This window comes from Curtobacterium sp. MCLR17_059, assembly GCF_003234665.1.
GTDB lineage: Bacteria > Actinomycetota > Actinomycetes > Actinomycetales > Microbacteriaceae > Curtobacterium > Curtobacterium flaccumfaciens.
In genome coordinates this window covers 1-19,221 of the sequence record NZ_QKSU01000007.1, presented here as the reverse complement: position 1 = coordinate 19,221, position 19,221 = coordinate 1, and the positions used below count along the sequence as shown (strand labels likewise).

21 protein-coding genes and 1 pseudogene are annotated in these 19,221 nt (G+C 70.8%); 7 read left to right on the top strand and 15 right to left on the bottom strand.

Annotation, left to right across the window (positions count from 1 at the left end; all coding sequences use genetic code 11):
* Positions 1 to 6: 6 nt before the first annotated feature.
* The 9 genes from fliF to DEJ12_RS10825 all read right to left on the bottom strand — a co-directional run bounded on the left by fliF (position 7) and on the right by DEJ12_RS10825 (position 7,301).
* Entirely contained in the window at positions 7 to 1,677 is a 1,671-nt protein-coding gene (fliF, locus tag DEJ12_RS10865; protein ID WP_111030014.1) for a flagellar basal-body MS-ring/collar protein FliF, read from the bottom strand.
* A complete protein-coding gene (fliE, locus tag DEJ12_RS10860) occupies positions 1,677 to 2,018 on the bottom strand; it encodes a flagellar hook-basal body complex protein FliE (RefSeq protein ID WP_071244597.1) in 342 nt (113 codons plus the stop codon). Before fliE ends, fliF begins: the two co-directional genes overlap by 1 nt.
* A complete protein-coding gene (locus DEJ12_RS10855) occupies positions 2,018 to 2,413 on the bottom strand; it encodes a flagellar basal body rod protein FlgC (RefSeq protein ID WP_017886136.1) in 396 nt (131 codons plus the stop codon). The genes fliE and DEJ12_RS10855 overlap by 1 nt, the downstream gene beginning before the upstream one ends.
* Entirely contained in the window at positions 2,410 to 2,754 is a 345-nt protein-coding gene (locus tag DEJ12_RS10850) for a flagellar basal body protein (RefSeq protein WP_017886135.1), read from the bottom strand. The genes DEJ12_RS10855 and DEJ12_RS10850 overlap by 4 nt, the downstream gene beginning before the upstream one ends.
* Positions 2,755 to 3,255: 501 nt before the next feature.
* Positions 3,256 to 3,558, bottom strand: coding sequence for a hypothetical protein (locus tag DEJ12_RS10845; protein ID WP_111030013.1), 303 nt, complete (start codon positions 3,556 to 3,558; stop codon positions 3,256 to 3,258).
* Complete coding sequence (fliS, locus tag DEJ12_RS10840) at positions 3,548 to 4,021, bottom strand: flagellar export chaperone FliS (protein ID WP_084740422.1); 474 nt, start codon at positions 4,019 to 4,021, stop codon at positions 3,548 to 3,550. Before fliS ends, DEJ12_RS10845 begins: the two co-directional genes overlap by 11 nt.
* Positions 4,022 to 4,032: 11 nt before the next feature.
* Positions 4,033 to 5,421 carry a flagellar filament capping protein FliD gene (gene fliD / locus DEJ12_RS10835; RefSeq protein ID WP_258370580.1) on the bottom strand — a complete coding sequence of 463 codons (1,389 nt, stop codon included), beginning with the start codon at positions 5,419 to 5,421 and terminating at the stop codon, positions 4,033 to 4,035.
* Between the two features lie 106 nt (positions 5,422 to 5,527).
* The gene (locus DEJ12_RS10830) at positions 5,528 to 6,367 is read right to left on the bottom strand and encodes a flagellin (protein WP_071403929.1); all 840 of its coding nucleotides are present in this window, start codon (positions 6,365 to 6,367) and stop codon (positions 5,528 to 5,530) included.
* Positions 6,368 to 6,485: 118 nt separating this feature from the next.
* Positions 6,486 to 7,301, bottom strand: coding sequence for a sigma-70 family RNA polymerase sigma factor (locus DEJ12_RS10825; protein ID WP_111030012.1), 816 nt, complete (start codon positions 7,299 to 7,301; stop codon positions 6,486 to 6,488).
* A 443-nt stretch (positions 7,302 to 7,744) separates the two neighbouring features.
* On the opposite strand from DEJ12_RS10825, the gene DEJ12_RS10820 reads away from it, so the two are divergent.
* From DEJ12_RS10820 to DEJ12_RS10800, 5 genes are all read left to right on the top strand, one after another.
* Positions 7,745 to 8,230: a flagellar protein FlgN gene (locus DEJ12_RS10820; protein ID WP_111030011.1), complete on the top strand. Its 486-nt coding sequence runs from the start codon at positions 7,745 to 7,747 to the stop codon at positions 8,228 to 8,230.
* 4 nt (positions 8,231 to 8,234) lie between these two features.
* Positions 8,235 to 9,656 carry a flagellar hook-associated protein FlgK gene (gene flgK, locus DEJ12_RS10815; protein WP_111030010.1) on the top strand — a complete coding sequence of 474 codons (1,422 nt, stop codon included), beginning with the start codon at positions 8,235 to 8,237 and terminating at the stop codon, positions 9,654 to 9,656.
* A gap of 2 nt (positions 9,657 to 9,658) precedes the next feature.
* A complete protein-coding gene (gene flgL, locus DEJ12_RS10810) occupies positions 9,659 to 10,540 on the top strand; it encodes a flagellar hook-associated protein FlgL (RefSeq protein WP_111030009.1) in 882 nt (293 codons plus the stop codon).
* Complete coding sequence (gene fliW, locus DEJ12_RS10805; protein WP_027465503.1) at positions 10,537 to 10,905, top strand: flagellar assembly protein FliW; 369 nt, start codon at positions 10,537 to 10,539, stop codon at positions 10,903 to 10,905. The genes flgL and fliW overlap by 4 nt, the downstream gene beginning before the upstream one ends.
* Before the next feature lie 255 nt (positions 10,906 to 11,160).
* Positions 11,161 to 12,123 (top strand): hypothetical protein, encoded by a 963-nt coding sequence (locus tag DEJ12_RS10800; RefSeq protein WP_111030008.1) that lies wholly within the window; start codon positions 11,161 to 11,163, stop codon positions 12,121 to 12,123.
* A gap of 17 nt (positions 12,124 to 12,140) precedes the next feature.
* Here the strand turns inward: DEJ12_RS10800 and DEJ12_RS10795 are convergent, their stop codons facing one another.
* The gene (locus DEJ12_RS10795) at positions 12,141 to 12,788 is read right to left on the bottom strand and encodes a hypothetical protein (protein ID WP_111030007.1); all 648 of its coding nucleotides are present in this window, start codon (positions 12,786 to 12,788) and stop codon (positions 12,141 to 12,143) included.
* Between the two features lie 38 nt (positions 12,789 to 12,826).
* Here DEJ12_RS10795 and DEJ12_RS10790 point away from each other — a divergent pair, with 38 nt between their 5' ends.
* Complete coding sequence (locus DEJ12_RS10790; protein ID WP_181431590.1) at positions 12,827 to 13,699, top strand: hypothetical protein; 873 nt, start codon at positions 12,827 to 12,829, stop codon at positions 13,697 to 13,699.
* A 100-nt stretch (positions 13,700 to 13,799) separates the two neighbouring features.
* On the opposite strand, the gene DEJ12_RS10785 is transcribed toward DEJ12_RS10790, so the two are convergent.
* Positions 13,800 to 14,768, bottom strand: coding sequence for a beta-ketoacyl-ACP synthase III (locus DEJ12_RS10785; protein ID WP_111022822.1), 969 nt, complete (start codon positions 14,766 to 14,768; stop codon positions 13,800 to 13,802).
* Between the two features lie 67 nt (positions 14,769 to 14,835).
* Positions 14,836 to 15,243 (bottom strand): ChaB family protein, encoded by a 408-nt coding sequence (locus tag DEJ12_RS10780; protein ID WP_110863841.1) that lies wholly within the window; start codon positions 15,241 to 15,243, stop codon positions 14,836 to 14,838.
* A gap of 116 nt (positions 15,244 to 15,359) precedes the next feature.
* Here DEJ12_RS10780 and DEJ12_RS10775 point away from each other — a divergent pair, with 116 nt between their 5' ends.
* The gene (locus DEJ12_RS10775) at positions 15,360 to 16,331 is read left to right on the top strand and encodes an aldo/keto reductase (protein WP_071403939.1); all 972 of its coding nucleotides are present in this window, start codon (positions 15,360 to 15,362) and stop codon (positions 16,329 to 16,331) included.
* Between the two features lie 189 nt (positions 16,332 to 16,520).
* Here the strand turns inward: DEJ12_RS10775 and DEJ12_RS10770 are convergent, their stop codons facing one another.
* From DEJ12_RS10770 to DEJ12_RS18230, 3 genes and pseudogenes are all read right to left on the bottom strand, one after another.
* Positions 16,521 to 17,795, bottom strand: a complete 1,275-nt coding sequence (locus tag DEJ12_RS10770) for an ammonium transporter (protein WP_111030006.1) — start codon at positions 17,793 to 17,795, stop codon at positions 16,521 to 16,523.
* Positions 17,796 to 18,005: 210 nt separating this feature from the next.
* Complete coding sequence (gene zapE, locus DEJ12_RS10765) at positions 18,006 to 19,028, bottom strand: cell division protein ZapE (protein WP_111030005.1); 1,023 nt, start codon at positions 19,026 to 19,028, stop codon at positions 18,006 to 18,008.
* An 87-nt stretch (positions 19,029 to 19,115) separates the two neighbouring features.
* Positions 19,116 to 19,217: pseudogene (locus DEJ12_RS18230) on the bottom strand (sulfurtransferase); the annotation flags it as partial.
* Positions 19,218 to 19,221 lie beyond the last annotated feature (4 nt).

The following is a 19,221-nucleotide window of genomic DNA, read 5'->3' as shown; positions in this document are numbered from 1 at the left end:
GCGCGCTCACACCGGTGCCCGGTCGTCGAGGAGCCCGCGCAGGAGCTCGGCGGTGCGCTTCGGGTCGCGCTCGGCCAGGGCGGAGATGTCCTGACGGCGGCGCTCGGCGGTGATCTCCTCGGTCGTCAGCACCTCGGTGGGGGCGTCGCCGGCGGGCATCGCCGACAGCACGGCGGTCGGGGCGTCACCGGCACCGAGCGTCGCCCGGTCGTCGACGCCGTCCATCGCGAGGGGCAGCTGGAACGTCTCACCGGCGAAGGCGTCGAGCTCGCCGAGGTCGACGGCCTCGCGCTCCTGCTTCCGGTTGCGGCGGGCGACGAAGAACATGATCGCGATGACGGCGAGGACGATGCCGATCACGATGCCGGCGGTGCGGATCGACGACCACAGTGCTTCCTGCTGGTCGGCCTTCTGCTGGGCCTCCAGCGCCTTGGCGGCCTGGTCGGAAGCGCTCGTGTCGAAGTCCATCATCGCGACCTTGACCTGGTCGCCACGGTCCTGGTCGACACCGGCGGCGGCGGACACCAGGTCGTTGATGCTCTGCAGGTTCGCGTTCTGCACGGCGTCGGCCTTCGAGTTCAGCGCGACCGAGATGGTCTGCCGGTCGAGCCCGCCCGAGGGGATCTGCGTGGTCTCGGTGGTGTGGTCGACGGCGTTGTTCTTCGTCGCCGACTCGTTCTTGTACCCGTCGTCGCCGGTGCCGCTCGTCGCGGTGCCGTTCGGGACGGCGATGTTGTCCGGACCGAGGACCCCCGTCGCGCCGCTCCCCGCGCCGGAGCCGGCGCCGTACTCCTCGGTGGTGCTCGACTCGTTCAGTGCGACCGGACCCGAGGTCGGGCTCGTGTAGCTCTCGGACGTCCGGGTGCCGGACTCCTGGTTCATCGTCCCGGAGACCACGACGGTCGCGTTGCCGACGCCGAGCGTGGTGTCGAGCAGGTCCTGGATCTTCTTGCTCGTCGCCGCGTCGTAGTCGGCGGTCTGGTCCGCGCCGCTCCCGGTCGCACCGGTGCCGACGGCGGACAGGGTCTGGCCCTTCGCGTCGACGACCGAGACGTCGGTGGGCTGCATGCCCTCGACCGAGGCGCTCGTCAGGTGCACGATGGCCTGCACCTGGTCGGTGCTGAGCTGCGTGCCGTTGTCGGTCGCGATGAACACCGACGCGGTCGGGTCCTTCTCCTCGGAGACGAACACCGACTTCTCCGGGATCGCGAGCTGCACGGTGGCGGTCTGCACGCCGTCCATCGCGCCGATGGTCTTGGCGAGCTCGCCCTCCATCGCGCGCTTGTAGGTGACGTCCTGCTGGAACTCCGAGCTCGTCACGCCCATCTTGTCGAGCAGCGAGTAGCCGCCCTCGTTCGACGACGGCAGGCCGTTCGACGCCGCCTTGAGCCGCTCCGAGTACACCTGCGCCTGCGGCACGAGGATCGTCGCGCCGCCGTCGGTGAGCTGGAACGGCACACCGTCGGTCTGCAGCTGGTCCGTGATGGAGCTCGCGTCGGCCGCGGCGAGCCCGGTGAAGAGCGGCGCGTAGGACGCCTTGCCGAGCCAGGACGCGAGGGCGATCCCACCGAGCACGAGCGCCGCGATCGCCAGGATCGCGATGGTGCGCTGGGCGGCGGAGAAGCCCTTCACGTAGGCGCTGAGGCGCGCGAAGACGTTCTTGACGGCGACGGGCATCAGGCCTGCATCCTCATGATCTCGTTGAAGGCGTCGACGCCCTTGTTGCGGACGGCGGAGACGAGCTCGAGCGTGACCTGCGCGCGGGTGGCGGCGATCGTGGCGTCGTGGATGTCGTCGAGGTTGCCGGTCACGGCCTTGAGCGCCAGGGTCTTCGAGTCGCTCTGCAGCGACTGCAGCCCGTCGACGGCGTTGCCGAGGCTCGCGGCGAAGCCGCTGCCGTCGGTCGTCGCCCCGGCGGCAGCGGTGGCGTTCGTGCTGTCGCTGGACGTCCCCGACACACTCGTCAGGGCGTTCGTCATCGCGTTGGTGGTCACACCGTTCACGGCGTCGATGGGCATCAGTTCTTCCCGATCTGCAGTGCCGCCTCGTAGGCGGTCTTGGCACGGTCGACCACGGCGGCGTTCGCCTGGTAGCCGCGCTGGGCCATGATGAGGTCCGCCATCTGCGTGCCGAGGTCGATGTCGGGCATGCGGACGTAGCCCTCCTCGTTCGCGAGCGGGTTGTCCGGGTCGTAGGTCACACGGCCGGCGGCGCTGCCGAACGCAGCGCCCTTGACGTAGGCGCCGGAGACGCCGGCACCCTCCTGCACCTCGACGTAGCGCGCCTGGAACGCGGTGTCGTCCATCGACTTCACGGTGTTCGCGTTGGCGATGTTGTCCGAGACGGCGTCGAGCCACTTCCGGTGCACGGTCAGGCCGGTGCTCGCGATGCCGATCGCGTCGAAGGTCGTCACGAGTTCGTCCGCATCGCCGCACGGACGCTGGTGAGCTCGGAGTTCATCGCCTGCGTGGCGAACTGGTACCGCAGCACGGTGTCGATGTTCGACAGCGTCTCCTCGTCGAGGTTGACGTTGTTGCCGTTCGTGTTCGTCGGCTCGAGGCTGCGCGCCATCGTCGGTGTGGTGGCGCCGTCGCCGTCCACGATCGACTTCGCCAGGGCGTCCTCGAACTGCACCTTCTCGGCGTGGTAGTTCGTCGTGTTGATGTTCGCGATGTTGTTCGCGATCACCTTCTGGCGCATCGACAGGCCGTCGAGTGCGCTCTGCAGCGCGACGCTCGTCACGGAATCGAACACGGGGGTCCCCTCGTCAGGCGTCGTCGGTGCGACGTCGCCGTGCGGTGGTGGCCGATCCCTGGCCGAACTGGTGAGCGATCCGTGCTCGAGTGGCGCTATCGGAGCCCGTCGTCCGCCGCGTTAGGCGTCGCCCCGAACGGGGGGCGGTGGGGTGCGAGTGCGGGTGCGGGCCGGTGTCGCTCGTTGCGCGCGCGGCCGGTTGCACGCGCGCGGGAGCGACACCGTCGACGTCGTACGACGACGACATCGTCGCCCCGTGCACGCGCCACCAGTTGCCCGCGCGCGGAAGCGACGAAGCCGATGTCGTACGACAACGACGACGTCGCCCGTGACGCGCGCCGGCAGTTGCACCCGCGCACGAACGACAGGGTCGCCGTCGTACGACGACGACATCGTCGCTTCGTGCAGACGCTGCAGGTTGCGGACGCGGACAGTTGCACGCGCGAGAGAGCGGCAGGGTCGCCGTCGTACGACGACGACATCGTCGCTCGGGGGCGCAGGTCAGGCGGAAGCGTCGAGGTACACGGAGCCACGGGGCTCGCGCGTGGCGTCGACGGCGCGCAGGGCACCGAGGTGCTCCAGCGTCGAGCGGCGGTCCGCCTCGAGCACCGTCATGCGGTCCCGCTGCGCGGCGAGCAGCCGGGAGGCCCGTCCCACCAGGGCACGCGGCAGCGGTCCCAGCCCGGCCGGCTCCGACCACCCGGCCACGGCCGAGGAGTCGGCCGCCTGCCCGGCGGCGTCGTGCTCCAGGGACGTGAGCAGGGCCTCCCATGCGGCTCGCGCGTCCGACTGCTCAGGCGACACCGAGGGCTCCCCCGGTCGGCTGCTGCGTGGCGGGCGTCGCGGGCAGCGACGCGGCCGCCTCGTGCCACGACTGCCGCAGCGGCTCGAGGATCCGGATGCAGTCGCGGGTGGCCTGCACGTCGCGGTGCACGTTCGCCGTGATGAGCGAGGTGGATGCGTAGTTGTAGACGGCGAGCAGGCCCTCGCCGCCGTCCCAGACATCGATCCGGAGGGTGCTCGAGAGCTCGCCGACGATCGCCTGGGCGTGCAGGAGCTGCTCGCGGGCCGCCTCCCAGTCGGCGGCGACCTGCGCGGCCTCGGCACGGTGCAGGTCGAGCAGCAGCCGGTCGTAGAGCATCGTCACGAGCTGGGCCGGCGTCGCCGACAGCACGGCCTCGTTCGTGTACTGGGCACGACGCTGGTCGGTGACGGTGCGCGGCTGGGCGGCCTGGCGGAAGGCCGCTGCCTGGAAGTCGAAGGTCATGGTCGTTCCCGTCAGCTCGACGTCGATGCGAGCTGGCTGGCGAGCCAGCTCGACTGCGACTGGAGCTTGCTGAGGCTGGTCTCGAGGGATGAGTAGAGGGTCTGCAGCGAGGCCCGGCGCATCGCCAGCCGGTCGGTCCAGCTGTCGATCTGGGTGGTGAGGTCCTTGGCGACGGCCTGCTGCCCGGTGATGGACGTGGTGACCGAGCCGTCGTACTTGTCGGACGCGGCGGTGGCCGCGGCGCCGACGTTCGCGGCGACCCCGGAGAGCATCGCCTGGGTGGCCTTCGGGTCGGTCGCGAGGGCCTTCTGGAAGACCTCGGGGTCGAAGGTGAACGTGCCGTCCTTCGTGATCACGATGCCGATCGTCGACGGGGACTTGCCGTCGACCGGGGCGGACATCGTGCTCGTGAGCCGCTGCACGGCGTCGCGGGACGCACCGTCGCCGAGCAGGACACCGGCCTTCGTCGTCGTGGTGCCGGACGTCGCGCTGGTCGAGCTCGACACCGCGGTGTTCGTCTTGTAGTAGGCCGCGATCGCGTTCATGGCGTCGACGAGCCCGGAGGCCACGGACTGGGCCTTGGTGGTGTCTTGCGCGACCGTCACGGTGACGGGCTCGGTGGTGGCCTTCGAGACGGTGACGTCGACCCCGGGGACGAGACCGGTGAAGGTGTTCGTGGCGCTCGTGACCGTCTGCGCGGCGGCGGTGCCGGCCCAGAGGGTGACGCTGGCGTCCGTCGCCGCGGTGACGACGGCGGCACCGGTCTCGGTGAGGACGTTCGTCGCGGTGCCCGCTGCCACCTCGTCGGCGCCGCCCCGGTACACCTGGAACCCGCCGGCCGCCCCGGTCTTGGCGGACGTGAGCTGCAGGCGGTAGAGCTTGGTGCCGTCGGCGTCGGTGCCGGCGGAGACCTTCGTCGCGGTGACGCCCGCACCGGACTTGTTCAGGGCGGACACGGCGTCGTCGAGCGAGCCGGACGCCGGCGTCACGGTGGTGGACTTCCCGTCCGTGCCGACGATCGTGATCGGCTGCGCACCGGTCGACCACGTCGACATCGCGGCCGTCACCCCGACCTGGGCCGCGGCGGTCGATCCGACGGTGAAGCTGATGGAGCCCGCGGTCGCTCCGGTACCGGTGACTGCGGTGACGCTCGGCGCGGTGCTCGTCGCGGCGAAGAGGTCGAGCGACGAGGCCTTCGCGGCGTCCGTGGCCTTCGTGGCGAGCCCCTGGATCAACCCGTTGAGCGTCTGCAGTGACGAGATGAACGAGTTGGTGGTGGTGAGCTTGTTCTTGAGCAGGGTCTGCGGGACCCCCTCGACGCTCATCAGCGAGTTGATGAGGTCGGTCGTCTTGAGACCGCTGACCAGACCGTCGATCGCGAGGCTGGTGCTCGATGACACGGACGAGGACATCGTCGACACTCCCTGGCGTCGTGGAGGTGGTCAGGACGGCGGCGTCCGTCCTCCGGGGCACCCGATCGGGCCCGGAGGACGGACGTCGTGATGGCTAGCGCAGGAGCGAGAGCACGCCCTGGGTGCTCTGGTTCGCCTGCGCGAGCATCGAGGTGCCGGCCTGGCTGAGGATGTTGTCGCGCGTGTACTTGACCATCTCCTCCGCCATGTCGACGTCGGTGATGCGCGAGGAGGCAGCGGTGAGGTTCTCCTTGGCCACGTTCGTCACGTTGATGGCGTGGTCGAAGCGGTTCTGGACTGCACCGATGCTCGAACGGGCGGCGGAGACGTACTTGATCTGCTCGTCGATCGCGGTGATGGCGGCCTGAGCGTTCGTCGCCGAGTCGAAGGTGAGCGCGCCGACCGCGGTCGACACGGACTCCACGTTCGACTTCGACAGGTCCACGTCGATCTGGCTCGCCGCGTCGCCGTTCGCGCCGACCTGGAACTTCAGGACGCCTGCGGCGCCGGCGGAGCCGTCGAGCAGGTTGATGCCGTTGAAGTTGGTCGACGCCGAGATACGGGTGAGCTCCTTGGTGAGCTCGCCGACCTCGGTGGTGATCGCCGTGCGGGAGTCCGCGTTGTTCGAGTCGTTGCCGGCCTGGACGGCCAGGTCGCGCATGCGCTGGAGGATCGAGTGGGTCTCGGTGAGGCCACCTTCAGCGGTCTGCACGACGGAGATGCCGTCCTGCGCGTTGCGGGCGGCGACCGTGAGGCCACCGACCTGGGACTTCAGCCCCTCGGAGATCGTCAGACCGGACGCGTCGTCGGCAGCACGGTTGATGCGGAGGCCGCTCGAGAGCTTCTCGAGGGACTTCGACAGGTCGTTCTGCGTCGAGTTCAGGTTCCGGTACGTGTTGAGTGCCGAGAGGTTGGTGTTGATGGACATACCCATGGTGGTTTCCTCCGTGAATGTGGGTCGTGCGTCGGCCCGTCCGTGGGCTGACATGGATGACTCTCGACCGGTTGCCGGGAGTCGTTAGGGGATCGGCGGAGAAGTTTCCGCCGACGTTTCAACTCGCCGCGACGGCCGGTCCTGCTGCGGCGTCGTGCACGGCACGTGCGACGCCGGCGGCGGCGTTCGTGGCGACACGGGCGAGGTAGGCGCTGCGGCGGGCAGCGGTGGTGCGGCTCGCGGGCTCGACGGTCGTGCCGTCGCCGTAGTGGGCGGCGAGACCGTCGTGGAGCAGGCGCATCGCCTCGGAGCGCTGCTGCGAGACGGCCGAGTGCGTGATGCCGAGCTCGGCGGCGACGTCGGTGACCGAGCGGTCACCGAAGTAGACGGCCTCGACGATGAAGCGCATCCGCTCCGGCAGGGCCTCGACCGCGGCACGGAGGTACCGGCGCTTCTCGGTCTCGAGCAGGTCGTCCCCGGGGAGCGGCAGGTCCGCGGCGACGAGGTCGTGCACGGTCTCGTCGAGCGGCGCGACGGTGCGGGCGGCGTCGCTCATCGCGTCGACGGCGGTCTGCTTGTCGACGCCCATCGCATCGGCGATCTCCTGCGCACCGACGCTCCGGCCGAGGCGCGCGGACAGGGCCTCCTGCGTGGCGAGGGTCTCGCGGATCCGTTTCCGGGTGCCGCGGGACGCCCAGTCGGCCGAGCGCATGTCGTCCGCCAGTGCGCCGGCGATCCGGGTGCGGGCGTAGGCGCCGAACGGCACGCCGAGGGTGGGGTCGAACGCCTCGGCGGCTGCGACGAGTGCGAGGGACCCGACGGCGGCGAGGTCGTCGCGGTCCAGGTGCGTCGCCCGGGAGCGGACGTCGGCCACGATGTAGCCCACGAGCGGAAGGTGCTCCACGATCATCGCGTTGCGTTCGGTGCGGTCCATGCTGTTCCCCTGGTCGACCTGACGTGTGTCGGCTCACCCGTCCGTGGGCGCGACGGACGCCGGCCTCGGATGGCCGGTGCGTACGCCGAAGACCCGCCCGGGTCCCTCCGAGCGGTGCACCCCGCATCGTTCCCGAGCGGTTCCGGGTGTCCCCCGGGGTGCGTTCTGAATGTATCGGCTGACAATGCGCTGAACAGGTCCACAACCGTCCCCAGTGCGGGGGTGTCAGGCCCCCTTTTCGGTCGGCATTTGGGGGGACTCGGGGTCGGGAACGCTCGTTCTTGTCCCCCGACGGGGGTCATCGGGTCACAGCGTCGACGAGTACGGGTGACGGCACTCGACCGTCGGGGCTTACGGTCGCGGTCACCGAGTCGATAGGTCCCGGTGTCCGCAGGATGACGGACCGGGGGCCACCCCGACGAACCACCACCTGGGAGGAGCTGATGAGCGTGAACGACCTGTCCGCCGTGCTCTGGCGCGAACGCGAGCTGCTCGAACTGCTCACCTTCAAGCTCGAGGAGGAGCAGCTCTTGCTCACCGCGGGCCGCTCCCGCTGGGTGTCGCACGCCAGCCGCGAGGTCGAGCAGGTCCTCAACCGGCTCCGCAGCACCGGTCTCGAACGCGCCGCACAGAGCGCCGAGGTCGCCGAGGAGTGGGGCGTCCCCGCCGACGCTCCCCTGCGGGACGTCGTCGCCGCGGCACCGAACGGGCCGTGGGGCGAGATCCTGTCGTCGCACCTCACCGCGATGGTCGAACTGACCACCCAGATCGGCGCCCTGCGCGACGAGAACGACCGGTTCCTCCGTGCCGCCGCCCAGGCCACCGAGGAGACCCTGGCGGGGACCGTCACCGGTGCCGCCACCTACGACGCCAGTGGCACGTCCGGCGCGGGCCAGGACGGCGCCCGCCTGTTCGAGGGGACGCTGTAGCACCGTGGTCAGCACCTTCGGATCCCTCGCGACCGCCTACTCCGGCCTCGCCGCCGCCCGTGCCGGCATCGACGTCACCGGCCAGAACATCGCGAACGCCGGCACCGCCGGGTACACGCGGCAGCGCGTCACGCAGAACTCGATCCCCGCGACCCAGACCGGGTTCATGCGGGGCACCGCGGCCCTCGCCGGCCAGGGCGTCTCGGTCGACGGCATCGCCCGTCTGGCGTCCCTGACGCTCGACGCCGGCGTCCGCGTCGCCGCCGGTTCGTCCGCCTACGCCGACGCCCGCGCCACGGCGCTCTCCGCCCTCGAGACCGGATTGCACGAGCCCGGCAAGGACGGCCTGAGCGCCAAGCTCGACGCGTTCTGGTCGTCCTGGAGCGAGCTCGCCAGCCACCCCGACGACCCGGGTGCCGCCAGCGCCGTGCTCGGGGCCGCCGGTACCGTCGTCTCCGCCCTGGCCGCCGGCTCGAAGGCCGTCGACGCGCAGTGGTCCTCGGTGCGCGGCACCCTGACCGGGCAGGTCGCCCAGCTGAACGGCGCCGCGGAGCAGGTCGCCGACCTGAACGGCCGGATCCGCACCGCGCTCGCCTCGGGCGGCACCGCCAACGAGCTGCTCGACCAGCGCGACCAGCTCACGCAGCAGATCGCCACGCTCGCCGGCGGCACCACCCGGACGAACGCCGACGGCACGGTCGACGTGCTCCTCGGCGGCAACCCGCTCGTGCAGGGCACCGACGCCCGCTCGGTCGCCCTCGGCGGCGGCGAGCGTCTCGCCGACGGCACCGCCGTCACCCTGACCTGGACCACCGGAACGGCCGGGGCGGTCGGGCTGAGCGGCGGCTCCATCGGCGGCGCCCTCGCGGTCCTCGCGCCGGCGTCCGGCACCGGTACCGGCGGCGCACTCGCCGAGGCCTCCGCGTCCTACGACGCCGTGGCCACGCGACTCGCCACCACCGTGAACGCCCTGCACTCCGCCGGGACCACCCCGGCCGGCACCACCGGCGCATCCTTCTTCTCCCTGGCGGCCGGCGTCCCCGCCGCCCAGGCACTCGGCGTCGTCCCCACGGACGCCAGTGGGCTGGCGACGCGGAACGCGGCGGGGGAACTCGACGACTCGTTCGCCGACGCGCTCGCGCGACTCGGGGCGTCGTCGGACGGTGCCGACCAGGTCTGGGCGACGTTCGTGGCGGGGGTGGGCACCGCCTCCAGGTCGGCGACGTCGGAATCCACGATGACCGGACTCGCGCTCACCAACGCACGCACCCAGCAGCAGTCGGGCGCCGGCGTCGACCTCGACGAGGAGAACGTCAACCTGCTGAGCTACCAGCACGCGTACCAGGGCGCGGCGCGCGTCCTGACCGCGGTCGACGAGATGCTCGACACCATCATCAACCGCGTCGGACTCGTCGGGAGGGGCTGATCGTGATCACCCGTGTGACCACCCAGATGTCGATGGCGGCCGCGTCGGCCCGGCTGCAGGCCGGGGCCGCGCGGGTCGCCGAGCTCACCGACCAGGCCACGACGCTGCGTGCGATCCAGAAGCCCTCGGACGACCCGGTCGGCACCGCTTCGTCGATGCAGGTGCGCAAGGAGCAGGCCGCTGCAGCGCAGTACTCGCGGAACGCGAACGACGCCGCGGCCTGGCTCGCGACCACCGACAGTGCGCTGTCGAGCGTCTACTCGGTGCTCAACAGCGTCCGCGACCTCACCGTGCAGGCCGCGAACTCCGGCACCATGAGCGACACGAACCGCGACGCCTTCGTCACGCAGTTCCGGTCGCTCAAGGCGGACCTCGAGGCGCGGGCCAACACGACCTACGGCACCCGTTCGGTGTTCGCGGGATCGTCGACCGCCGCTGCTGCCTACGACCCCGCCACGGGCTGGGCGGCCGCCGGCACCGACGTGTCCCGGCGGATCGGTGACGGCACGACCGTGCGCGTCGACACCGCCGGCACCGCGGTCTTCGGCTCCGGCGACGACTCGGTGTTCGCGGTGATCGACTCCATCGTCAACGACCTGCAGAACGGGGTGAACGTGAACGCTCGGATCAACGACGTGGACGGCGCACTCGGGACCGTCCGCGGCGCCCAGGCCGACGTCGGGATCCGGCACGCCGTCGCGCTCACGGCGCAGGACTCGCTGAAGTCCGCGACCGTCTCGCTCGAGAGCCGTCGCGCCGACATCGAGGACGTCGACCTCGCCAAGGCCGTCCTCGACCTGCAGGTGCAGCAGACCAACTACCAGGCAGCCCTCGCCGTCACCGCGAAGGTCCTGCAGCCGACCCTGATGGACTACCTCCGATGAGCATCTCCCTGACCTTCGCCGTCCCGCCGTTCGGGCTCGCCCCCGCCGCGGCCTTCGAGCTGTCGCCGGTCGACGGTGCCGAGGGGCTCTTCACGCTCGTCGGCGACGACGCACGGCTGTTCCTGCTCGACGCCGCGGTGCACCTGCCGTCGTACGCGCCGGAGCTCACCGACGAGCAGGCCGCCGGGCTCGGGCTGACCGACCCCGCCGACGCGATGCTGCTCGTCGTCGCGAACCCCGGCGCGTCCGGCACCACGGTCAACCTGCTCGCGCCGATCGTCGTGAACGCCCGGACGGCCGTGGGCGCGCAGGTCATCCTCGAGGAGCAGGACCTGCCGCTGCGGGCGGAGCTCGCGCGGGTGTAGCGCGGGCGGGCGCTCGGGCTTCGGGCTGGTCGACGCGGAACGACACTGTCGACGTCGTACGACATCGGTGCTGTCGCACCCCCGCGTCTGCAACTGTTCCGCACGCGTGACAGCGACAGAGTCGCCGTCGTACGACATGGACATCGTCGCAAGTTGCGTCCGCCTCATCCCTCCACAGCCTGGAGGCCCGGCTCGTCATCCACAGATCGGCCCACCGCTGCCCCGTGGTCGGGCCCGGCAATCGATGGTTGATCCATGGACGACCGCGCACGCACCATCCCCCTCATCCGCACGACCGGCAAGCCCAGCGCCGAACGCCGGGCCCTGCAACGCCGGGTCCGTCGGGGCGAGTTGGTCGCAGTACGTCCGGGGGTCCTGGTCTCCCCGTCGTCGGTCGTCGGACTCCGGCCCGAGGACCACCTGTTGCTCCTGGTGCGCGCGACCGCGCCGATGATCCACGCACCGAGGGCGTTCGCGCGCTCCGCAGCGGCCGCCGTGCACGGACTGCCCTTCGTCCATGCCCCGCCGTCGAAACTCGACGTCGTCGATCCGCGCCGCGAACGCTCCGACACGTCCGCACACCTCCGGCTCCACCCCGGACCGCTCGTCCACGCGCCGACGACGGACTCACGGTGGACTGACTTGCCCGCGACCACGCCCGCCGACATCGACGGAGCGCCCGTCACGTCGTTGGCACGGACCCTCGTCGACATCGCGGGGTCGTCCACCCTCGAGTTCGCGTTGCCGATGATCGACCAGGCACTCCACGACCGGCGTCTCCTGCCCGAGATCCTGCTCGACGAACTCGCCACGACGGCACCCGCGGGTCACGACAAGGCGGGGATCGCGGTGGGGATGGGGTCGGCGCTGTCGGGTTCACCCGCGGAGTCGGTGTGCCGCGTGCGCTTCCGGGAGCTCGGTGTGCCGGAGCCGGTGCAGCAGCACGTGTTCGCCCGGGCCGGATCGGCCACGGCGATCGTGGACTTCTGGTTCCCCGACCAAGGCGTCGTGGTCGAGGTCGACGGCCGCGCGAAGTACGAGGACCCGGTGCTGCTCGACGGGCGCTCCACCGCGGACGCGCACTGGCGCGAGAAGCGGCGAGAGGACTTCATCCGGTCGTTCCCCGAGGTCCGGGCGGTCGTGCGGCTCTCGTGGGCCGACCTGATGCAGCCCGACCGGGTGCGGGCTGCCCTCCGGCGTGCAGGTGTCCCGTGCTGAGGCTGCGTGCCGGACGATCATTGCGGGCGCCGTGGCGCATCCGGGTGGTACGTGCGCTGACGCTCGATCCGCGGCCGACCGGAGGATGCCCCGATGTCCACTGCCCCACCGACCACGACCTCGCCGAGCCCCACGCGCACCCCACGGACCGGCCCGGTGCCCTTGACCACGCCGCCGCGGTGGTCCGGGTCGGGTTCGCGGTGGTCGCCGCCGTCCTCGAGCTCGACGTCACGCACGGACACCTGACCGAGCACCTGCGCGCCCGCGCCGATCCGCGCCGGCCCCTCGACGAGACACCCGGCCGTCAGGCGAGCTCGACCACCGATCACGACGTCGGCCCCGTCCGCGACGACGGTGACGGGGCCCGGGCCGAGTTCGGCGCCCTCCCCGATGTGCACCGTCGCCGCAGACGCGACGACGGTCACGGGTCCGGGGCCCAGGCGGGCACCGGCAGCCAGCGTGATCGCCCCACCGTGACGGGTCTCGAGTGTCGTGGACGGGTACAGCTGCACTCCGGGCAGGATCGACACGCCAACCCCGATCAGGACGGACGCCGGATCGAGGACCCGGACCTCGGGCGAGAGAGCGGCCACCTGCCGGACGGTCAGGAATTCGGCCGCACGACGGGCGTCGTCGAGGGCTCGCTGCGCGGGGTCGGTGTCCATCCAGCGAGCCTCTCACGTGTGCGGCGTACGGTGATCGCATGGCCCGCGCCCCGAAGGACCAGTCGATCGTGCCCCTGCCGACCGCACCGGTCTCCCCCACCACGTCCGACCCCCGAACGCAGCAGGTCCAGCCCACGGGCTGGGCCAAGTGGCTCGATCGGGTCATCAGTGTGCAGCGTCCCGTCGTGGTCGCGCACGTCAACGCGATCCGTCGCCGCAAGCCCGACGCGACCCCCGCCGAGGTGATCCAGATCCTCGAGCGGCAGTACCTGGCAGCGGTGACGACCGGCGGTGCCGCGGTCGGTGCGAGCGCGGTGATCCCCGGCGTCGGGATGGCCGCTGCGCTCGGACTGAGCGGCGCCGAGACGGTCGGGTTCCTGGAGACCACCGCGCTGTTCGCTCAGTCGGTGACCGAGGTGCACGGCATCGCGCTGGACGACCCAGAGCGCGCCCGCACGCTGGTGATGGCGATGATCCTCGGCGCACCGGGCACGCAGCTCATCAAGCAGCTCGCCGGACAGGCCGCCGGCGGTCAGGCCCGGACGGCGTTCTGGGGCGAGATGGTGACGTCCTCGCTGCCGAAGCAGGTCGTCAACGGCATCGGTGGACAGGTCCGCGACCAGTTCATCAAGCGCTTCGCCATCCGGCAGGGCGGTTCCGTCCTCGGCCGCGCGCTGCCGTTCGGCATCGGAGCGGCGGTCGGCGGTCTGGGGAACCACGCCCTCGGGCGCAAGGTGATCCAGGCGTCGCGGACGGGGTTCGGCATGCCGCCGGCGGAGTTCCCGATCGTGTTGACGGTCACCCCGGCTGCCGAGAAGACCCGGCGAGCCCTGCCGTGGAAGCGCGGCGCGGGCAAGGACCAGGACCTCTGGACCGAGCCGGGGCAGGACGACCCCCGCTCGAAGCGATGAACCCTTGCGCGAAGCGCTGAACCAGCGTCCGAAGCGCTGACGCAGAACGGCCCGGGCACGCTGCCCGGGCCGTCCCTGTGTCTGTGTCGAATTCCGTGTCCTAGAAGGACCGCACCGGCGTCGTCACGACCTGCCCGGCGTGGGCAAACCCGCCACCGAACCCGAACAGCAGGGCCGGCACCCCCTCCGGGAGGTCGCCGCGCTCCCAGGCCTTCGAGAGCCCGAGCGGCACACTGGCGGCCGAGGTGTTCCCGGACTCGACGACGTCCCGGATGACGAACTTGGACTCCCCGCCGAGCGCGGTGACGAGCGGCTCGATGATCCGCAGGTTCGCCTGGTGGAACGCGAACACCTCGATGTCGTCCATCGTGAGTCCGGCGGCCTCGACGACTTTGCGGGCGTGCCCCTCGGCCTCGGTGATGGCCCACCGGTAGATGGAGCGACCCTCCTGGTTGAAGCGCCCCGGCGACCCTTCGACACGCACGGCGTCGAGCAGGTGCGGCACGCTCCCCCACGACACCGGGCCGATCTCGGGCGTCTCGGCGACCCCGAGCACGGCGGCCCCGGCCCCGTCACCGACGAGCACGCAGGTCGACCGGTCGGTCCAGTCGGCGATCCCCGACAGCACCTCGGACCCGATGACGAGCGCGACGTCGGCCGAACCGGTGCGGATGGACTGGTCGGCGAGCCCGAGCGCGTACTCGAACCCGCTGCACGCGGTGTTGATGTCGATCGGCGCCGGGCCGTTCGTCATGCCCAGTGCAGCGGCGACGCGGCCTGCCGTGTACGGGGCGCGGTCCTGGTGGGTGGTGGAGGCGACGATGACGAGCCCGACGGCCGAGGGCGACACCCCGGCGTCGGCGAGGGCACGGCGCCCAGCCTCGATGGCCATCGACGTGACGGTGTCGTCTGGACCGGCGATCCGACGCGTCTGGATCCCGGTGCGGGTGCGGATCCACTCGTCGTTCGTGTCGACCATCGTCGAGAGCTCGTCGTTGGTCAGGACGCGTTCGGGCTGGTGGTGTCCGAACCCGAGGATCCGGCTGCCGCGGAGTGCTGGGATGTTCATCGTCGGCACGTTACCCCCTCACCCCACCGCCGCATGCCGACCGGGGCATGCACGGCACGCGCGACGGTCACTTCCGCGCGGCAGCGGTCGCGCGGTCGTTCGCCTTGCCGATCGCCTCGACCAGCTCGTCCTTCGTCATCTTCGAGCGGCCGCTGACGTCGAGCCGCTTCGCGACGTCCATCAGGTGCGCCTTCGAGGCGTTCGCGTCGACACCGCCCTCGGTCTTCCCGGATGAGCCCGAGCCAGCACCACGCGAACCGGCGGCACCGGAGTCGGATGGACCGGAGGACTCCTTCTCCTCCCAGTGGTCGCCGACCTTCTCGTACTCGTGCTTCACGGCGGCGAAGGCCGTGCGGTGCGCCCGCTCACCCGGGCCGTACGTCTCGTTCGCCGAGTCCAGTGTCTTCTCGAAGATCTCCTGCGCGTGCTCCGGGGACCGCTGCAGGGTGCTGGGGATCTCGTCCTTGGCTGGCATGGCTGCTCCTCTCGAGTGGTCCTCCCTGACTACTCCGACCAGCACAACGAGCGCCAAGCACCGACCGGTACTCCCAGGGCCTGGCGCCACCAGCGCGTCACGAGTAGACCCGTCTCATGGACTACACACACCTCGGTCGCACCGGTCTGTCCGTCTCCCGCGCCGTGCTCGGCACGATGAACTTCGGCCCGGAGACCAGCGAGGACGACTCGCACGCGATCATGGACCGGGCCCACGAGCTCGGCGTCAACTTCTTCGACACCGCCAACGGCTACGGCGGCTCGGTGGGCAAGGGTGCCACCGAGGAGATCATCGGACGGTGGTTCGCCAAGGGTGGCGGTCGCCGTGAGAAGACGGTCCTCGCCACGAAGGTCTACGGCGAGATGACCGACTGGCCGAACGGCGGCAAGCTGAGCGCCCTGAACATCCGGCAGTCGCTCGACGCGAGCCTGCAGCGGCTGCAGACCGACCACATCGACCTGTACCAGTTCCACCACGTCGATCGTGCGACGCCGTGGGACGAGATCTGGCAGGCGATCGACGTCGCCGTGCAGCAGGGCAAGGTCCTGTACGTCGGCTCGTCGAACTTCGCCGGATGGCACATCGCCCAGGCCCAGGAGGCAGCGAAGCGCCGGAACACCTTCGGCCTGGTCAGCGAGCAGTCGATCTACAACCTCGTGGTCCGCGACGTCGAGCGCGAGGTCCTGCCCGCCGCCCGCGCGTACGGCCTCGGCGTGATCCCCTGGTCGCCGCTGCAGGGCGGCCTGCTCGGCGGCGTCATCGAGAAGACCGAGAACGGCTCCCGTCGGCTGTCCGGCCGCAGCGCCGAGTACGTCGACGCGCACCGCGATCAGCTGCAGTCGTACGAGTCGTTCGCGAAGGAGCTCGGCCACACGCCCGGCGAGCTGGCCCTCGCCTGGCTGCTGCACCAGCCCGGCGTCACCGCGCCGATCACCGGTCCGCGCACGATGGAGCAGTGGGAGTCCGCGGTCCGCGCCGTCGACATCCGCCTCGACCAGCGTGCGCTGGACCGTCTCGACGAGATCTTCCCGGGGCACGAGACCTCGCCGGAGGACTACGCCTGGTGACGGAACCGGCGGAACCAACAGAACCAGCGGGTCGCTGACGCGACCATCTGCCTGGAGGCGCGGTGCGGGTCCGACCCGCACTGCGCCTCCCGGCCGTGGTCACGTCGAGAACGCGACCAACGCAACGACGACGGGCCCCGCGCTGCTGTGTGCGCGGGGCCCGTCGTCGTTTCGGGTGGTGCCTGGTGACTAGCGGACGCTGACCGGGCTGTCGTCGGTCTGCTCGTAGAGGACGTAGCCCTCTTCGCCGTGGACCGCGGTGTCGATGCCGGCGACCTCGTCCTCGGTCTTGACGCGGAAGCCCATCGTCTTCTCGATGATCCAGCCGATGACGAAGGCCAGGACGAACGAGTACGCGCCGACGGCGCCCGCTGCGGCCGCCTGCTTGCCGAGCTGCTCGAACGAGCCCGAGTAGATCAGGCCGGTGTCGTTGGCGAAGAAGCCGAGGAACAGCGTGCCGAAGATGCCGCCGACCAGGTGGACGCCGACCACGTCGAGCGAGTCGTCGAAGCCCAGGCGGTACTTCCAGTCGATCGCGAAGCAGCAGACGATGCCGGCGAGGAAGCCGAGCAGGATGCCCCAGCCCGGGGTCAGCGCGGCACAGGCCGGGGTGATCGCGACGAGGCCGGTGACGGCACCCGATGCGGCACCGACGGAGGTGGCCTTGCCGTCCTTGAGCTTCTCGATGAGCAGCCAGCCGAGGATGGCGGCGGCCGGGGCGGCGAGGGTGTTCACCCAGGCGATCGCGGCGATGCCGTCAGCTGCACCCTCGGAGCCGGCGTTGAAGCCGAACCAGCCGAACCACAGGATGGCGGCACCGAGCAGGACGAAGGGCGGGTTGTGCGGCTTGTGCGCGCCCTTGGCGAAGCCGACGCGCTTGCCGAGGACGATCGCCAGGGCGAGACCCGCTGCACCGGCGTTGATGTGCACCGCGGTACCACCGGCGAAGTCGATGACGCCCCACGTGGCGGCCCAGCCCGAGGTCAGGTTGAAGACCCACGAGGCGACCGGGAAGTAGACGACCGTGACCCAGACGCCGGCGAAGACCATCCACGCGCCGAACTTGGCGCGGTCGGCGATGGCGCCGGAGATGAGCGCGACGGTGATGATGGCGAACGTCGCCTGGAACCCGACGAAGGCCATCGACGGGTACGCCGCCTGGATGTTCGAGGACTGCGCTTCCTCGAAGGCCTGGCCGAGACCGATCTGGTTCCAGTCGATGCTGAAGAACCCGACCACGCCGGAGACCGCCGTGCCGTCGCCGTGGTTGGCGAAGGCGATCGCGTAGCCGTAGACCACCCAGAGCACGCTCACGAGCGCGATCGCACCGAACGACATCATCATCATGGAGATGACGGACTTGGCCTTCACCAAGCCGCCGTAGAAGAAGGCCAGGCCGGGTGTCATGAACAACACCAGCGCAGCCATCACCAACACGAACGTCGTGTTGCCCTGATCAAGCATCTGCTCACCTCTCGATTGCACGAGCGGCTCTTGGACCGCCTCGGGTGTCACAGAGTCTGGCGAGGCGAGGTTTCACGAGGGAGCACGAACTGTTTCGCGGATGTAACGCCACCGCGCCGTTTGTAAACGTCGTGTTTCCGAAGGCCCGATGTCCCCTGCACGAGGGGCAGGAGACCGCCGTGGACAGATCGGTCTGACGGCGAGCGACGCTCAGGCGCGGGTGAGCGCCACCACGCGGGACGCCGCGCGCAGGTACTTCTTGCGGTACCCGCCCTCGAGCATCACGTCGGGGTACACCTGGTCGAGCGGGGTGCCCGACGCGACGATGCGCACCTGCGCGTCGTACAGCCGGTCCACCAGGGCGACCCAGCGCAGCGCATCGGTCTGGTCGGTGAACGCCCGGACGTCGGTGAGCCCGACGGCGTCGAGGTCCTCGACCAGCGCGACGTACTTCGACGGGTGCACGGAACCCAGGTGCGCGACCACCGCACCGAAGTCGTCGAGCGTCACGGAGCCGGACGGCAGCGCGGCGGGCACGTCGGACACCACCTGCGCCGACTCGTCCACGGCACGTCGGCGGTAGTCGAGGCCGTCGATGCGCATGGTGTCGAAGCGGTCCGACATCGCCTGGATCTCGCGCAGGAAGTCCTGCGCGGCGAAGCGTCCCTCGCCCAGGGCTCCCGGGGGCGTGTTCGACGTCGCGGCGAAGCGGGTGCCGGTCTCGGTCAGTTCCTTGATGAGCCGGGTCATCACCATCGTGTCGCCCGGGTCGTCGAGCTCGAACTCGTCGATGCACACCAGTGCGGTGCCGCGGAGCAGGTCGACCGTGCCCTGGAACCCCAGGGCGCCCACGAGCGCGGTGTACTCGATGAACGTGCCGAACGTCTTCCGGCCGGTGGCCGCGTGGTAGGCGGCTGCGAGCAGGTGGGTCTTGCCGACACCGAACCCGCCGTCCAGGTACACGCCGGACTTCGCCGCGGGTTCCGCCGCCTGCTTCCGACGCCCGAACAGCCCGCGACGCGGGGCCTCGGTGGGACCGGCGGCCACGAACGCGGCGACGGCATCGCGGACCGAGGCCTGCGAGTCGTAGTCCGGGTCCGGCCGGTACGAGTCGAACGACGCGTCCGTGAACTGCGGCGGGGGCACGAGCGCCGCAGCCATCTGCTGCGGCGTCACCTGGGGATCACGGTCGACGAGGTGAGCGGGCAATCGGGGAACCCTTCCGGGAAGCATGTCGTGGGGTGTCACGTTGCGTCAGGAGCACGGTACGTCCGCGTACCGTTGCCCACAGGCACCGACGCCCGATCCTAGTCCGGCGCCGGCCCCGGCGTCGAGTTGCTCCTGCAGCCACTCGGTGGAGACGAGGCGCTCCGGGTGCGCGTAGGCGGCGAACTTCTCGGACGGGTCGACCGGTGCGGTCATCGGG

What these genes read in the sequence shown, in the direction of transcription:
- DEJ12_RS10790 (WP_181431590.1), top strand. Translation starts at nt 12,827, where the DNA reads ATGGCCCGCGCCCCGAAGGACCAGTCGATCGTGCCCCTGCCGACCGCA.
- DEJ12_RS10800 (WP_111030008.1), top strand. Translation starts at nt 11,161, where the DNA reads ATGGACGACCGCGCACGCACCATCCCCCTCATCCGCACGACCGGCAAG.
- DEJ12_RS10795 (WP_111030007.1), bottom strand. Translation starts at nt 12,788, where the DNA reads ATGGACACCGACCCCGCGCAGCGAGCCCTCGACGACGCCCGTCGTGCG.
- fliF (WP_111030014.1), bottom strand. Translation starts at nt 1,677, where the DNA reads ATGCCCGTCGCCGTCAAGAACGTCTTCGCGCGCCTCAGCGCCTACGTG.
- DEJ12_RS10820 (WP_111030011.1), top strand. Translation starts at nt 7,745, where the DNA reads ATGAGCGTGAACGACCTGTCCGCCGTGCTCTGGCGCGAACGCGAGCTG.
- zapE (WP_111030005.1), bottom strand. Translation starts at nt 19,028, where the DNA reads ATGCTTCCCGGAAGGGTTCCCCGATTGCCCGCTCACCTCGTCGACCGT.
- fliS (WP_084740422.1), bottom strand. Translation starts at nt 4,021, where the DNA reads ATGACCTTCGACTTCCAGGCAGCGGCCTTCCGCCAGGCCGCCCAGCCG.
- fliW (WP_027465503.1), top strand. Translation starts at nt 10,537, where the DNA reads ATGAGCATCTCCCTGACCTTCGCCGTCCCGCCGTTCGGGCTCGCCCCC.
- fliE (WP_071244597.1), bottom strand. Translation starts at nt 2,018, where the DNA reads ATGCCCATCGACGCCGTGAACGGTGTGACCACCAACGCGATGACGAAC.
- DEJ12_RS10770 (WP_111030006.1), bottom strand. Translation starts at nt 17,795, where the DNA reads ATGCTTGATCAGGGCAACACGACGTTCGTGTTGGTGATGGCTGCGCTG.
- DEJ12_RS10775 (WP_071403939.1), top strand. Translation starts at nt 15,360, where the DNA reads ATGGACTACACACACCTCGGTCGCACCGGTCTGTCCGTCTCCCGCGCC.
- DEJ12_RS10825 (WP_111030012.1), bottom strand. Translation starts at nt 7,301, where the DNA reads ATGGACCGCACCGAACGCAACGCGATGATCGTGGAGCACCTTCCGCTC.
- DEJ12_RS10780 (WP_110863841.1), bottom strand. Translation starts at nt 15,243, where the DNA reads ATGCCAGCCAAGGACGAGATCCCCAGCACCCTGCAGCGGTCCCCGGAG.
- DEJ12_RS10830 (WP_071403929.1), bottom strand. Translation starts at nt 6,367, where the DNA reads ATGGGTATGTCCATCAACACCAACCTCTCGGCACTCAACACGTACCGG.
- DEJ12_RS10785 (WP_111022822.1), bottom strand. Translation starts at nt 14,768, where the DNA reads ATGAACATCCCAGCACTCCGCGGCAGCCGGATCCTCGGGTTCGGACAC.